Source organism: Streptomyces sp. NBC_01788, assembly GCF_035917575.1.
Lineage (GTDB): Bacteria > Actinomycetota > Actinomycetes > Streptomycetales > Streptomycetaceae > Streptomyces.
This window is the reverse complement of sequence record NZ_CP109090.1, coordinates 4,641,913-4,655,807: the sequence shown is the minus strand read 5'-3', so window position 1 is coordinate 4,655,807 and position 13,895 is coordinate 4,641,913. Positions and strand designations below refer to the sequence as shown.

Genomic DNA, 13,895 nt, shown 5'->3' with positions numbered 1-13,895 from the left:
GTCAGACCTCTTCGACGCTGCTCGGCTCGCGCCGGGACAGGTCGATGCCGAGCTCCTCCGCGGCGCGGAAGACATCCTCGTCGGTGTCACGCATCTCGATGGACATACCGTCGCTGGACAGCACCTCCACGTTCAGGCACAGGGACTGCATCTCCTTGATGAGCACCTTGAAGGACTCGGGGATGCCGGGCTCGGGGATGTTCTCGCCCTTGACGATGGCCTCGTAGACCTTCACGCGGCCGGTGACGTCGTCGGACTTGATGGTCAGCAGCTCCTGGAGGGCGTAGGCGGCGCCGTAGGCCTCGAGGGCCCACACCTCCATCTCGCCGAAGCGCTGGCCACCGAACTGGGCCTTACCACCCAGCGGCTGCTGGGTGATCATCGAGTACGGACCGGTCGAACGCGCGTGCAGCTTGTCGTCGACCAGGTGGTGCAGCTTCAGGATGTACATGTAGCCGACCGAGATCGGTTCCGGGAACGGCTCACCGCTACGGCCGTCGAACAGCTGCGCCTTGCCGGACGGGAGGACCATGCGGTCGCCGTCGCGGTTCGGGATGGTGTGCTGGAGCAGACCCGCCAGCTCGTCCTCACGGGCACCGTCGAAGACCGGGGTGGCCACGTTGGTGCCGGGGGCGACCTGGTCGGCGCCGATGGCCTGGAGGCGCTCGGCCCACTCGTCCGCGAGGCCGGAGACGTCCCAGCCGCGGCTGGCGAGCCAGCCGAGGTGGATCTCCAGGACCTGTCCCGGGTTCATTCGGGACGGCACACCCAGCGGGTTGAGGATGATGTCGACCGGGGTGCCGTCCTCCAGGAACGGCATGTCCTCGATCGGCAGGATCTTCGAGATGACGCCCTTGTTGCCGTGACGGCCGGCGAGCTTGTCACCGTCGGTGATCTTGCGCTTCTGCGCGACGTAGACGCGGACCAGCTGGTTCACGCCCGGCGGCAGCTCGTCGCCCTCCTCGCGATCGAAGACGCGCACGCCGATGACCTTGCCGGTCTCGCCGTGCGGCACCTTCAGCGAGGTGTCACGGACCTCACGGGCCTTCTCACCGAAGATCGCGCGCAGCAGGCGCTCCTCGGGGGTCAGCTCGGTCTCGCCCTTCGGGGTCACCTTGCCGACGAGGATGTCGCCGGCGATGACCTCGGCGCCGATGCGGATGATGCCGCGCTCGTCGAGGTCGGCGAGGACCTCCTCGGAGACGTTCGGGATGTCCCGGGTGATCTCCTCGGGGCCGAGCTTGGTGTCACGGGCGTCGACCTCGTGCTCCTCGATGTGGATCGAGGAGAGGACGTCGTCCTGGACGAGGCGCTGCGACAGGATGATCGCGTCCTCGTAGTTGTGACCCTCCCACGGCATGAACGCGACCAGCAGGTTCTTGCCGAGCGCCATCTCGCCGTTCTGGGTGGCCGGGCCGTCGGCGAGGACCTGGCCCTCGATGACACGGTCGCCCTCGTTGACGATGACCTTCTGGTTGACCGAGGTGCCCTGGTTGGAACGGGCGAACTTGGCCAGGCGGTACGTGATGTACGTGCCGTCGTCGTTGGTCGTGGTGATGTAGTCGGCGGAGATCTCCTGGACCACACCGGCCTTCTCGGCCTTGACGACGTCGCCGGCGTCGACGGCGGAGCGGTACTCCATGCCGGTGCCGACGAGCGGGGACTCCGACTTGATGAGCGGAACGGCCTGGCGCATCATGTTCGCGCCCATGAGGGCACGGTTGGCGTCGTCGTGCTCGAGGAAGGGGATCATGGCGGTCGCGACCGACACCATCTGGCGCGGCGAGACGTCCATGTAGTCGACGTCCTCGGGGCTGACGTAGTCGACCTCGCCGCCACGGCGGCGGACCAGCACGCGGGCCTCGGCGAACCGCAGGTCGTCGCCGAGCGTGGCGTTGGCCTGCGCGATGACGAAGCGGTCCTCCTCGTCGGCGGTCAGGTAGTCGACCTCGTCGGTGACCTGGCCGTCGTTGACCTTGCGGTACGGGGTCTCGACGAACCCGAACGCGTTGACCCGGCCGTAGGAGGCGAGCGAGCCGATCAGACCGATGTTCGGGCCTTCAGGCGTCTCGATCGGGCACATGCGGCCGTAGTGCGAGGGGTGCACGTCACGGACCTCGAAGCCGGCCCGCTCACGGGAGAGACCACCCGGGCCAAGGGCCGACAGGCGGCGCTTGTGGGTGAGACCCGACAGCGGGTTGTTCTGGTCCATGAACTGCGACAGCTGGCTGGTGCCGAAGAACTCCTTGATGGAGGCGACGACCGGCCGGATGTTGATCAGGGTCTGCGGCGTGATCGCCTCGACGTCCTGCGTGGTCATGCGCTCGCGGACGACGCGCTCCATACGGGCCAGACCGGTGCGGACCTGGTTCTGGATGAGCTCGCCCACGCTGCGCAGACGGCGGTTGCCGAAGTGGTCGATGTCGTCGGTCTCGACGACGATCATCCCGCCGTTGTCACCGGTGGTCTCGATCTCGCCGGCGTGCAGCTTCACCAGGTACTTGATCGTCGAGATGACGTCCTCGACGGTCAGGATGCCCGCGTCCAGCGGGGCGTCCGCACCCAGCTTCTTGTTGACCTTGTAGCGGCCGACCTTGGCCAGGTCGTAGCGCTTGGGGTTGAAGTACAGGTTCTCGAGCAGCGTCTGCGCGGCCTCACGCGTGGGGGGCTCGCCCGGGCGCAGCTTGCGGTAGATGTCCAGCAGCGCGTCGTCCTGGCCCTGGGTGTGGTCCTTCTCCAGGGTGGCGCGCATCGACTCGTACTCGCCGAACTCCTCGAGGATCTGCTCGTTGGTCCAGCCGAGCGCCTTCAGCAGGACGGTGACCGACTGCTTGCGCTTGCGGTCGATGCGGACACCGACCATGTCGCGCTTGTCGATCTCCATCTCCAGCCAGGCACCCCGGGACGGGATGATCTTGGCGGAGAAGATGTCCTTGTCGGACGTCTTGTCGATGGAGGAGTCGAAGTAGACACCGGGGGAACGGACCAGCTGGGACACCACGACACGCTCGGTGCCGTTGATGACGAAAGTGCCCTTGTTCGTCATGAGCGGGAAGTCGCCCATGAAGACGGTCTGGGACTTGATCTCGCCGGTCTCGTTGTTGGTGAACTCAGCGGTGACGAAGAGCGGGGCCGCGAACGTGAAGTCGCGCTCCTTGCACTCGTCGATCGAGTTCTTGGGCGGCTCGAAGCGGTGGTCGCGGAACGTCAGCGACATCGACCCGGAGAAGTCCTCGATCGGGGAGATCTCCTCGAAGATCTCCTCGAGGCCGGACTTGGTGGGGACGTCCTGACCGGACTCCAGAGCGTCCTCGACGCGAGCCTTCCACGCGTCGTTGCCGAGCAGCCAGTCGAAGCTCTCGGTTTGCAGCGCGAGAAGGTTCGGAACCTCGAGGGGCTCCTTGATCTTTGCAAAGGAGATGCGCAGCGGGGCGGTGCTGGCGCCGTTGTTCGTATTCGCGGTCGAGGCGTTGCGCGAGGCGGCCAAGAGGGGGTCCTTCCGAGGGCTCGGACTCACTACGCGCGTACCGGCCCCCCGCCGACGCTTGCGGACAGGTCGTCCTGATCGGGCCGAAAGGCCAGGTCAAGGATGATCTGGTCGTCATCGCTGAGGCGAGGGCATGCCCCTGGTGACGGGCAGGGGACAGCTAACAGGCAGCGCAAAGGGTCAGTGTAGCCACATGGCACACTGATGTCCAGTGCGGGTTTTTTGAGACCCTCGTAGTTGTCAACGTCTGCGGCATGCCTGCCCTCAACGCACCCTGATACTGCCCTCTTCGTCGTCGATCCATGCCTCGGATTCGGATCCTTGTGACGACGCGTCCCTGAGAATTGCGCGCTGCGTGCGGTTCGTCAAGGCCTCCCATGGCCAAACCGGATGCTGCCATCGTCACGTGCAGCCCGCCGCCGGAAGCTCTGGAGGCACGACGAAGATCACCATACCCCTCCCTGCCGCGGGTGCAAGGCAGCCTGCACCGGCCCCCTCGAACGCCGAAGAGCGACCACCCGGATGGATGATCGCTCCTCGGTGCGTTCGCGTTACAGCCCTACGGGGCCGTGTTCAGCGCGCAGGAGTCCTTGGCGGACCCGTGAGGTCTTACTTGACCTCGACGGAGGCGCCGGCGCCCTTGAGGGACTCGGCGGCCTTCTCCGCGGCCTCCTTGTTGACCTTCTCGAGGACGGGCTTCGGCGCACCGTCGACCAGGTCCTTGGCCTCCTTCAGGCCGAGGGAGGTCAGCTCGCGCACGACCTTGATGACCTGGATCTTCTTGTCGCCGGCACCGGTGAGGACGACGTCGAACTCGTCCTGCTCCTCGACGGCCTCGGCGGCAGCGCCACCGGCGGCACCGGCGATCATGACCGGCGCGGCAGCGGCGGCGGTGACGTCGAACTTCTCCTCGAAGGCCTTAACGAACTCGGAGAGCTCGATGAGGGTCATCTCCTCGAACTGCGCGAGCAGGTCTTCCTGGCTGAGCTTCGCCATGATGGGCGATCCTTCCACTAATTCGGCGGGTGCCGGATGTACTGGGTGTGGCGGGCGTACGTCGGCCCGCTGAGACCCTCGCCGCGTCAGGCGGCGAGGATCAGAAAGCGAGCCGAGTTACTCGGCACCGCCCTGCTCGTCCTGCTTGGCACGAAGCGCGTCCACGGTGCGGACGAGCTTCGACGGGAGCGCCTGGAAGACAGAGGCAGCCTGGGACTGCTTGCCCTTGAACGCACCGGCCAGCTTGGAGAGCAGAACCTCACGGGACTCGAGGTCCGCAAGCTTCTTGATCTCGTCGGCGGACAGCGCCTTGCCGTCAAGGACACCGCCCTTGATGACGAGATTCGGGTTGTCCTTGGCGAAGTCACGGAGACCCTTCGCCGACTCCACCGGGTCACCGGTGACGAAGGCGACGGCCGTCGGACCAGCGAAGAGCTGGTCGTCCAGCGTGATCCCGGCCTCGTTGGCCGCAATCTTGGTCAGCGTGTTCTTCACCACGGCGTACTGGGCGTTCTCACCGAGCGACCGGCGCAGCGTCTTGAGCTGCGCCACGGTGAGACCGCGGTACTCGGTCAGCACGGCGGCGTTGGAGCTGCGGAACTTGTCCGTCAGCTCCGCAACCGCGGCAGCCTTGTCGGGCCTCGCCATAGAGCCTCGGCCTCCTTCCGGGTGATTCGGACCGCGCGGACCCGAAGGAGGACTGGGGAAAACGAAACGCCCCGGCGCAGGCGCACGGGGCGGACTCGACCGGGCGCACACACGGGGATCGACGTGTGCTCCGGGAGTTCTTCCACAGTCACCTGCGCGGGTCGTCCGCAGTTCAGCGGATCCTTCGGCCACCGCACCCTCGTTCGAGTGCACGGCAACGACCAGCGGTCTTTGGCTTCTGTGGGAGCGTACGGGAAGGCGTCATCGCAAAGCAAATCCGCCCCGGGAGGCGGCTCAGGAACTGATGCCGCTGCCGCCCGCGGCGGTGCCCTGCGACGCGATCAGGTCCTTGAAGTCGCTGGTGTCGCCGGCCGGGGGCGCCTGGACGGCGGTCTTCACTCCGTAGTCGCTGAAGTAGGCGGTGGTGGTCATCGTGCCGGTCGCCGTCTCGGCCTTCTCCACCTTCTTGACCAGCAGGTCCTGGTCGTTGACCCAGATGTCGATGGTCTCCGTGGTGACCCCCGCCTTGCTGAGCTGCTTCTTCAGGTCGTCCATCTGGCGCTTGGGCAGGTTCGAGTTCTTGCCGGCGAAGTCGGCGACGTTCACCGTGCCCGCGTAGTGCGTGGTGTGCTCGCCGCGCACCGTCGCCTCGCCGACCTTCCTGACGTCGCCGGAGACCAGCAGCAGCTTCACCGACTGGTTCGGCGTGGCGCTCTTCAACTGCTCCTGCATGTACGCGCCGGAGCCGCCGGCGAGGGCCCCGAGGTCCTCGTAGCGGTACCGGATCCAGTGCTTGCCGCCCACCTGCCGCGCGTAGGCGTCGCTCATGTGCGCGTAGTAGGCGTCGGGCAGGTACCGCGCCTCCATCGTCGTGGCGCCGATCTGGCGCATCGTCTCGGCGACCGTGCCGCCGGTGTAGGTGAGCGTGAGCCGGCCGGTGAGACCGTCGGCCCAGTCGAGGGTGCCGCTGCCCTTCATCGACATCAGGGTGCCGAGGCTGGTCGTCGTCGACACCCGGGCCGAGTCGGCCTCGGCGGTGGAGGTGTCGGCGGAGCGCAGGGCCGCGACGGGGCTCACCTTGGCGGGGCCCTGGCCGGCCGTGCCGTCGTCCTTGCCCGAGCCTTTGGAGGAACCGGACGAGCCGCCCGAGGAGCCGCAGGCGGTCAGTGCCGTCAGACAGGTCACCGCCACGACGGAGAGCGTGATACGGCGCGCGGTCGTGCTCTTCATTCGTCCCACCCCTGTGCGGTTGCTGTGATCTTCACGCTAACGCAGCCCTGTGACAGGCGTACGAAAGTCGCACAGGACGTCGTGCACGGGCGTACGGAATACGCCGTACAGGAGTCCCACAGAAAAGGGACGAGCCCCGCACCCGAAAAGGTTGCGGGACTCGTCCCTCAGCTGTGCGAGCCGTTGGCTCAGACCGCGGCCGGGTCCTCCTCGACGAGGAGGTTGCGGGTGCGGTTCGGGTCGACCGGAATGCCGGGGCCCATCGTGGTGGTGATGGCGGCCTTCTTGATGTAGCGACCCTTGGCGGCGGACGGCTTCAGACGGAGGATCTCCTCCAGGGCCGCGCCGTAGTTCTCCACCAGCTTGGTGTCGTCGAACGACGTCTTGCCGATGATGAAGTGCAGGTTCGAGTGCTTGTCGACGCGGAACTCGATCTTGCCGCCCTTGATGTCCGTGACGGCCTTGGTCACGTCGGGGGTGACGGTGCCGGTCTTGGGGTTCGGCATCAGACCACGCGGGCCGAGGACGCGGCCGAGGCGGCCGACCTTGCCCATGAGGTCCGGGGTGGCGACGACGGCGTCGAAGTCCAGACGGCCCTTCGCCACCTCGTCGATCAGCTCGTCCGCGCCGACGATGTCGGCGCCGGCGGCACGTGCGGCCTCGGCACGGTCACCGGTCGCGAAGACCAGGACCCGGGCGGTCTTACCGGTGCCGTGCGGAAGGTTCACGGTGCCACGGACCATCTGGTCGGCCTTGCGCGGGTCGACACCCAGGCGGAAGGCGACCTCGACGGTGCCGTCGAACTTGGTCGTGGAGGTCTCCTTGGCGAGACGGACGGCCTCGAGCGGGGCGTACTGCTTCTCCCGGTCGATCTTGGCGTCCGCAGCGCGGAGAGCCTTGCTGCGCTTGCTCACAACTGCTCCTGTGTGTTCTGTAAGGAGTCGTGGTACGGGCCGAGCCGGCCCTGCCACGTGCGGCCTTCGGCCGCATGGTGCTACGAAGGTGGGGTTCAGCCCTCGACCGTGACGCCCATGGAACGCGCGGTGCCGGCGATGATCTTCGCGGCGGCGTCCAGGTCGTTGGCGTTGAGGTCGGGCAGCTTGGTCTGGGCGATCTCGCGGACCTGCGCCTCGGTGATCTTGGCGACCTTGGTCTTGTGCGGCTCGCCGGAGCCCTTCTCCACGCCCGCGGCCTTGAGGATCATCTTGGCGGCCGGCGGCGTCTTGGTGATGAAGGTGAAGGAACGGTCCTCGTAGACCGTGATCTCCACCGGGATGACCCAGCCGCGCTGCGACTCGGTCGCGGCGTTGTAGGCCTTGCAGAACTCCATGATGTTGACGCCGTGCTGACCCAGCGCCGGGCCGACCGGCGGAGCCGGGTTGGCTGCGCCGGCCTGGATCTGGAGCTTGATGAGCCCCGTGACCTTCTTCTTCTTGGGAGGCATTGCTCTCCGGGTCCTTTCGATTCGGGTCCTGCCTGCGCTCGGGTACCACCCGAACGCAGGCATACCGCACAACGATAACGGGTATGACTGTGCGGCTGAAAACCGAGCAGGTCAGGCGACCGCTCGAGCGATCGCCTGACCTGCGCGGAAGCGGTGGGTCCAGAAAGAACCGCGGCGAGCTAGTTCTTCTGGATCTGGTCGAAGCTCAGCTCGACCGGGGTCTCGCGGCCGAAGATCTCGACGAGGCCCTTGACCTTCTTGGAGTCCGGGTTGATCTCGTTGATCGTGGCCTGCAGCGTGGCGAACGGGCCGTCGGTGACGGTGACCGAGTCGCCGACCTCGAAGTCCAGCACCTGGACCTCGACCTTGCGCTGCGGGGCCGGCTTGCCCTCGGCCTCGGCGGCCTCGCGGGCGGCCTTCTCCTCCGCCTCCGGGGCGAGCATCTTCACGATCTCGTCCAGGGACAGCGGGTACGGGTCGTAGGCGTTGCCGACGAATCCGGTGACGCCCGGGGTGTTACGGACGACGCCCCAGGACTCGTTCGTCAGGTCCATGCGGACCAGGACGTAGCCGGGCAGCTTGTTCTGCCGGACGGTCTTGCGCTCGCCGTTCTTGATCTGGACGATCTCTTCCTCGGGCACCTCGGCCTGGTAGATGAAGTCCTCGACGTTCAGCGAGACGGCGCGCTGCTCCAGGTTGGCCTTCACGCGCTTCTCGTAGCCGGCGTAGGTGTGGATGACGTACCACTCGCCGGGCAGCGTGCGCAGTTCCTCGCGGAGCTTGGTGACCGGGTCGACCTCGGGCTCCGGCTCCTCTTCCTCGGCCTCACCCTCGGCCGCCTCGTCCACGACGTGGACGGCGGCCTCCTCGGCCGACTCGCCCGCGGCGGCTTCGGCAGCCTCGGCCTCGTCGACCTCGTCCGCACCCTCGACGATGTCGAGCTCGTCATCCACGGACTCGGTCGGCTCGATGGCGTCGTTCAGGTTCGGGTCAGACACGGTGGCTGCTTCTTCCTGGATACATAGGGGTGGAACATGCGAAAAGGGGCGCCGGTAACCGCGGCGCCCTTCGCTCTTGGCTCAGCCAAAGACGTACTTGGCCGCGTGGTTGAGCCCATAGTCAATCACGGTCACCAGGCCGATCATGATGACGACGAAGACAATCACCACGGTGGTGTACGTCGTCAGCTGATTGCGAGTCGGCCAGACGACCTTGCGGAGTTCCGCGATGATCTGACGGTAGAAGAGAGCAAGGCGCTTCAGCGGGCCCTTCTTGCCACGCTTGCCACCCTTGCGGGCCTTCTTGGAGTCCGTCACCTCGTCCTGGGCATCAGGCGTGTCGAGGGAGCCCACGGCGTCCGTCATTCGTCCTCACCTGATTCCGGGTCGTGGCCGTGCCGCGCCCGGTCGAGCCGCACGGCGGTGCATTGCTGTACGTACATGCGCACACATCCTGGCGATGGTGTGTGTAGCAGGGCCGGAGGGACTCGAACCCCCAACCGCTGGTTTTGGAGACCAGTGCTCTACCAATTGAGCTACGACCCTTTGTGTGTCCCCCAACGTACCGCATACGACCGGGTGCTCGGTGTGCACCAGGTGCGACAGCGGCTGCTGAAGACCAACGAGGTGAGAGTGTACGTGTTCCGGCGCCGGTCGTCGAACAGAAAGTGCCCAACCGGCCCCGATCACTGGAAGATCGCCTGGCCGAGGACCGGATCCGGACGGATGTCCGGAGGTTAGACCGGCCTTGTTCACCCTGTGGAACGGCGTGCCCCGGGTGTTTCCGGTCTGAAACGATGGACGGTATGAGCGCTGCAACCCCTCCCACCGAGCGCCGGGTCTCCGCCCGCATCGGCGCGATCTCCGAGTCCGCCACCCTCGCCGTGGACGCCAAGGCCAAGGCCCTCAAGGCCGCCGGACGTCCCGTGATCGGCTTCGGCGCCGGAGAGCCGGACTTCCCGACCCCGGACTACATCGTCGAGGCCGCCGTCGAGGCCTGCCGGAACCCCAAGTACCACCGCTACACGCCGGCCGGCGGCCTGCCCGAGCTGAAGGCCGCGATCGCCGCGAAGACGCTGCGCGACTCCGGCTGGGAGCCGGACGTCTCGCAGATCCTGGTCACCAACGGCGGCAAGCAGGCCATCTACGAGGCGTTCGCCGCGATCCTCGACCCGGGCGACGAGGTCATCGTGCCGGCGCCGTACTGGACGACGTACCCGGAGTCGATCCGCCTGGCCGGCGGCGTCCCGGTCGAGGTCGTCGCCGACGAGACCACCGGCTACCGCGTGACGGTCGAGCAGCTGGAGGCCGCCCGCACCAAGAAGACCAAGGTCGTCCTCTTCGTCTCCCCGTCCAACCCGACCGGCGCGGTCTACTCCGAGGCCGAGACCGAGGCGATCGGCCGCTGGGCCCTCGAGCACGGCCTGTGGGTACTGACCGACGAGATCTACGAGCACCTGGTCTACGGCGACGCCGTGTCGGTGTCCCTGCCGGCGCTCCTGCCCGAGCTGCGCGACAAGTGCGTCGTCGTCAACGGCGTGGCGAAGACGTACGCCATGACGGGCTGGCGCGTGGGCTGGGTCATCGGCCCGAAGGACGTGGTCAAGGCCGCGACCAACCTCCAGTCGCACGCCACGTCGAACGTGGCGAACGTCTCCCAGGCCGCGGCCCTCGCCGCCGTCTCCGGCGACCTGGAGGCGGTCGCGAAGATGCGCGAGGCCTTCGACCGGCGACGGAAGACCATCGTGCGGATGCTCAACGAGATCGACGGCGTGCTCTGCCCGGAGCCCGAGGGCGCGTTCTACGCCTATCCGTCGGTGAAGGCGCTGATCGGCAAGGAGATCCGCGGCAGGCGCCCGCAGAACTCGGTGGAGCTGGCCGCGCTGATCCTGGAGGAGGCCGAGGTCGCGGTCGTCCCGGGCGAGGCCTTCGGCACGCCGGGCTACCTGCGCCTGTCCTACGCCCTGGGTGACGAGGACCTGGTGGAGGGCGTCAGCCGGATCCAGAAGCTGCTGGCGGAGGCGCGGGACTGAGTTCCGCTTCCGTTTGCGGGCGCCCGCAGGCCACTCACGTGAGTAGCCTGCGGGCGCCCCTTCATTTGTGCGAGCAAGACCACGAATGGGGAAACGACTACCGGGGCACGGGGAACCTGCGGCACCATCCAGGAATGTTGTGCTCTTCAGGGGGACTCCCCCCGAACCCCCCGGGTGTACGTGATCTCTCTGAACTGCCGAAAGCCCATCTGCACCTGCACTTCACCGGGTCGATGCGGCCCACCACCCTGCTGGAACTCGCCGACAAGTACGGCGTGCGGCTGCCCGAGGCGCTGACGGCGGCCCTGATCAGCGGGGAGCCGCCGCGGCTGCGGGCGACGGACGAACGGGGCTGGTTCCGCTTCCAGCGGCTGTACGACGCGGCACGCTCCTGCCTGCGGGAACCGGACGACATCCGGCGGCTGGTGCGGGAGGCCGCCGAGGAGGACGTCAAGGACGGCTCGGGGTGGCTGGAGATCCAGGTCGACCCGACCTCGTACGCGCCGCGCCTGGGCGGGCTGATCCCGGCGCTGGAGATCATCCTCGACGCGGTGGAGACGGCGTCGCGCGAGACGGGCCTCGGGATGCGGGTCCTGGTCGCCGCGAACCGTATGAAGCACCCCCTGGACGCCCGTACGCTGGCCCGCCTCGCGGTGCGCTACCGGGACCGCGGCGTCGTCGGCTTCGGCCTGTCGAACGACGAACGCAGGGGCATGGCACGGGACTTCGACCGGGCGTTCGCGATCGCACGGGACGGCGGCCTGTTCGCGGCCCCGCACGGCGGCGAGCTGACCGGCCCCTCCTCGGTGAGCGACTGCCTGGACGACCTCCAGGCCCACCGGGTCGGCCACGGGGTGCGCGCGGCCGAGGACCCGCGGCTGCTGAGCCGGCTGGCCGACCGTGGTGTGACCTGCGAGGTGTGCCCGGCGTCGAACGTGGCCCTCGGCGTGTACGACAAGCCCGAGGACGTCCCCCTGCGCCGGCTGTTCGAGGCGGGCGTCCCGATGGCCCTGGGCGCCGACGACCCCCTGCTGTTCGGCTCCCGGCTGGCGGCGCAGTACGACATCGCCCGCCGCCACCACGCCTTCACGGACGCCGAACTGGCGGAGCTGGCCCGCCAGTCGATCCGCGCGTCGGCGGCCCCCTCGGACATGCGGGAGAAGCTGCTGTCGGGGGTGGACGACTGGCTGGCGGGCTGACGGCGGGCCAGGGCCTGTTCCGGGGGCGCGGCGGTCAGGACCGGGCCAAGGCGCCGATCACCAGGGGCAGCGTCTCCTTGTCGAAGATGCCGCCGGCCAGCGCCGCGTCGACGGTCCTGCCGTCGACCTTCATGGTGGGCGTGCCGGACACGCCCGACGTGTCGAACGCCTTCTCGGAGGAGGTCACGAAGTCGCGGTGCTTCATGCCCTTGACCGCCGCGTCGAACTCCGCCCCGCGCAGGCCCGGGACCTTGGAGGCCATGTCCAGCAGGAAGGCGTCGGTGTAGCCGTCGACCTCCTCCTCGGGCTGGTGCGCGAAGAGCACCTCGTGGTACTCGGCGAACTTGCCCGCGTCCAGGGCGGCCCGCAGGGCGTTGGCGGCCTTCTTGGAGCCCTCGCCGCCGAGCCGGTCGTCGAGGAAGGAGGCCAGCGTGTAGTCGGCCCGGACCTCGCCGGCCAGGACCAGCTCGCGCAGGCCCTCGCCGCCGCCCTCGGTCTCGAACTCCGCGCAGACCGGGCAGCGCAGGTCCTCGTACAGGTGGACGACGGTCTTGGCGTGGGGGGATCCGACGCGGACGGTGGTGCCGTCCGGTGCGAGCCTCTCGTCGATCTCCGACACGCTCGTGTACGCCGCCGCCGCTTCCGGCTCCCCGCCCCCGGCCGGTGTGCCGCCCTTGCCGCATCCCGTGGCGAGCACGCCCGCCAGGACGGCCGCGGCCACGGCCGCGGCGGCACGTCTGCCGTGTTGCTTCCCCATGGTTTCCCCTCCCCTTGTGTGCTGTCGCGTCTTAGGCGTCTACAGGCTCACGCCGACCGTCACCGGCTCGTTGACCAGAGTGATGCCGAAGGCCTCACGGACCCCGGCCACCACCTCGCGGGCCAGGGCCAGCAGATCCTCGGTGGTCGCGCCGCCGCGGTTGGTCAGGGCCAGGGTGTGCTTGGTGGAGATCCGGGCCGGTCCGGTGCCGTATCCCTTGGTGAAGCCCGCCTTGTCGATCAGCCAGGCCGCGGAGGTCTTGGTGTGCCCCTGCCCCGCCGGGTAGGCGGGGGGCTCGACGCCGTCGCCGAGCCGTTCCCGCACGCGTGCGCGGAAGGTGGCGAAGTCGGTGTCCGTGAGAATCGGGTTGGTGAAGAAGGAACCGGCGGACCAGGTGTCGTGGTCCTCGGGGTCCAGCACCATGCCCTTCCCGGCCCGCAGCTTCAGCACGGTCTCGCGGGCGGTGGCGAGCGGTACCCGGTCGCCCGCCCCGACGCCCAGGACGCGGGCGGTCTCGGCGTACTTGACCGGCGCCGACATCCCGTCGGCGTCCTCCAACCGGAAGCGGACGCGCAGGACGACGTACCGCTCGGGGTCGGACTTGAAGCGGCTGTGCCGGTAGGAGAACGCGCACTCCTCGTTGGCCAGGGTCACCGTGCGGCCGTCACGGCGGTCGTAGGCGACGACCTCGGTGATCGTCGAGGAGACCTCCTGGCCGTACGCCCCGACGTTCTGGATCGGGGTGGCGCCCGCGGAGCCGGGGATGCCGGACAGGCACTCGATGCCGGCGAGTCCGGCCTCGACGGTGCGCGCGACCGCGTCCGTCCAGACCTCGCCTGCGGCCAGCTCCAGCATCGTGCCGGTGAGTTCGAAGCCGCGGGTGGCGATGCGCAGCGCGGTGCCGTCGAAGCCCTTGTCGCCGATGACCAGGTTGGAGCCGCCGCCGACGACCAGCAGCGGTGTGCCGTGGGCGTCGGCCTCGCGGACGGCGTCGATCACCTCGGCGTCGGTGGTCGCGGTGATCAGCCGGGTCGCGGGGCCGCCCAGCCGGAACGTGGTCAGCGGGGCGAGGGGCGCGTCGTGGAGTTCCTGCACGCGCCCAA

General features: G+C 68.3%; 12 protein-coding genes and 1 tRNA gene. 2 read left to right on the top strand and 11 right to left on the bottom strand.

Annotated features, from left to right (window positions below; all coding sequences use genetic code 11):
• Window position 1: 1 nt before the first annotated feature.
• The 9 genes from rpoB to OIE49_RS21135 all read right to left on the bottom strand — a co-directional run bounded on the left by rpoB (window position 2) and on the right by OIE49_RS21135 (window position 9,349).
• Entirely contained in the window at window positions 2-3,487 is a 3,486-nt protein-coding gene (rpoB, locus tag OIE49_RS21175; protein WP_100569729.1) for a DNA-directed RNA polymerase subunit beta, read from the bottom strand.
• 609 nt (window positions 3,488-4,096) lie between these two features.
• Window positions 4,097-4,483, bottom strand: coding sequence for a 50S ribosomal protein L7/L12 (rplL, locus tag OIE49_RS21170; RefSeq protein ID WP_100569728.1), 387 nt, complete (start codon window positions 4,481-4,483; stop codon window positions 4,097-4,099).
• Between the two features lie 117 nt (window positions 4,484-4,600).
• The gene (rplJ, locus tag OIE49_RS21165) at window positions 4,601-5,131 is read right to left on the bottom strand and encodes a 50S ribosomal protein L10 (protein WP_100569727.1); all 531 of its coding nucleotides are present in this window, start codon (window positions 5,129-5,131) and stop codon (window positions 4,601-4,603) included.
• Window positions 5,132-5,425: 294 nt separating this feature from the next.
• Window positions 5,426-6,361 (bottom strand): hypothetical protein, encoded by a 936-nt coding sequence (locus OIE49_RS21160; protein WP_326803663.1) that lies wholly within the window; start codon window positions 6,359-6,361, stop codon window positions 5,426-5,428.
• A gap of 188 nt (window positions 6,362-6,549) precedes the next feature.
• On the bottom strand, window positions 6,550-7,275 hold the full coding sequence (gene rplA / locus OIE49_RS21155) for a 50S ribosomal protein L1 (protein ID WP_326803662.1): 726 nt from the start codon (window positions 7,273-7,275) through the stop codon (window positions 6,550-6,552).
• A 95-nt stretch (window positions 7,276-7,370) separates the two neighbouring features.
• Window positions 7,371-7,805, bottom strand: coding sequence for a 50S ribosomal protein L11 (rplK, locus tag OIE49_RS21150; RefSeq protein ID WP_019756559.1), 435 nt, complete (start codon window positions 7,803-7,805; stop codon window positions 7,371-7,373).
• Between the two features lie 179 nt (window positions 7,806-7,984).
• Entirely contained in the window at window positions 7,985-8,803 is an 819-nt protein-coding gene (gene nusG, locus OIE49_RS21145; protein ID WP_100569724.1) for a transcription termination/antitermination protein NusG, read from the bottom strand.
• 81 nt (window positions 8,804-8,884) lie between these two features.
• Window positions 8,885-9,169 carry a preprotein translocase subunit SecE gene (gene secE, locus OIE49_RS21140; RefSeq protein ID WP_100569723.1) on the bottom strand — a complete coding sequence of 95 codons (285 nt, stop codon included), beginning with the start codon at window positions 9,167-9,169 and terminating at the stop codon, window positions 8,885-8,887.
• A gap of 107 nt (window positions 9,170-9,276) precedes the next feature.
• Window positions 9,277-9,349, bottom strand: a tRNA-Trp gene (locus tag OIE49_RS21135).
• Window positions 9,350-9,609: 260 nt separating this feature from the next.
• On the opposite strand from OIE49_RS21135, the gene OIE49_RS21130 reads away from it, so the two are divergent.
• The gene (locus OIE49_RS21130) at window positions 9,610-10,836 is read left to right on the top strand and encodes a pyridoxal phosphate-dependent aminotransferase (RefSeq protein WP_326803661.1); all 1,227 of its coding nucleotides are present in this window, start codon (window positions 9,610-9,612) and stop codon (window positions 10,834-10,836) included.
• Between the two features lie 134 nt (window positions 10,837-10,970).
• The gene (locus tag OIE49_RS21125) at window positions 10,971-12,035 is read left to right on the top strand and encodes an adenosine deaminase (RefSeq protein WP_100569722.1); all 1,065 of its coding nucleotides are present in this window, start codon (window positions 10,971-10,973) and stop codon (window positions 12,033-12,035) included.
• A 34-nt stretch (window positions 12,036-12,069) separates the two neighbouring features.
• Here the strand turns inward: OIE49_RS21125 and OIE49_RS21120 are convergent, their stop codons facing one another.
• Both OIE49_RS21120 and OIE49_RS21115 read right to left on the bottom strand, forming a co-directional pair.
• Window positions 12,070-12,792, bottom strand: a complete 723-nt coding sequence (locus OIE49_RS21120) for a DsbA family protein (RefSeq protein WP_326803660.1) — start codon at window positions 12,790-12,792, stop codon at window positions 12,070-12,072.
• A gap of 39 nt (window positions 12,793-12,831) precedes the next feature.
• Window positions 12,832-13,887 (bottom strand): UDP-N-acetylmuramate dehydrogenase, encoded by a 1,056-nt coding sequence (locus tag OIE49_RS21115; RefSeq protein ID WP_326803659.1) that lies wholly within the window; start codon window positions 13,885-13,887, stop codon window positions 12,832-12,834.
• Window positions 13,888-13,895: the final 8 nt, after the last annotated feature.

Excerpts from the sequence above, each read along its gene's own strand:
- rplL (WP_100569728.1), bottom strand. The coding sequence starts at position 4,483 with ATGGCGAAGCTCAGCCAGGAAGACCTGCTCGCGCAGTTCGAGGAGATG.
- rplJ (WP_100569727.1), bottom strand. The coding sequence starts at position 5,131 with ATGGCGAGGCCCGACAAGGCTGCCGCGGTTGCGGAGCTGACGGACAAG.
- OIE49_RS21160 (WP_326803663.1), bottom strand. The coding sequence starts at position 6,361 with ATGAAGAGCACGACCGCGCGCCGTATCACGCTCTCCGTCGTGGCGGTG.
- rplK (WP_019756559.1), bottom strand. The coding sequence starts at position 7,805 with ATGCCTCCCAAGAAGAAGAAGGTCACGGGGCTCATCAAGCTCCAGATC.
- secE (WP_100569723.1), bottom strand. The coding sequence starts at position 9,169 with ATGACGGACGCCGTGGGCTCCCTCGACACGCCTGATGCCCAGGACGAG.
- OIE49_RS21130 (WP_326803661.1), top strand. The coding sequence starts at position 9,610 with ATGAGCGCTGCAACCCCTCCCACCGAGCGCCGGGTCTCCGCCCGCATC.
- OIE49_RS21125 (WP_100569722.1), top strand. The coding sequence starts at position 10,971 with ATGTTGTGCTCTTCAGGGGGACTCCCCCCGAACCCCCCGGGTGTACGT.
- OIE49_RS21120 (WP_326803660.1), bottom strand. The coding sequence starts at position 12,792 with ATGGGGAAGCAACACGGCAGACGTGCCGCCGCGGCCGTGGCCGCGGCC.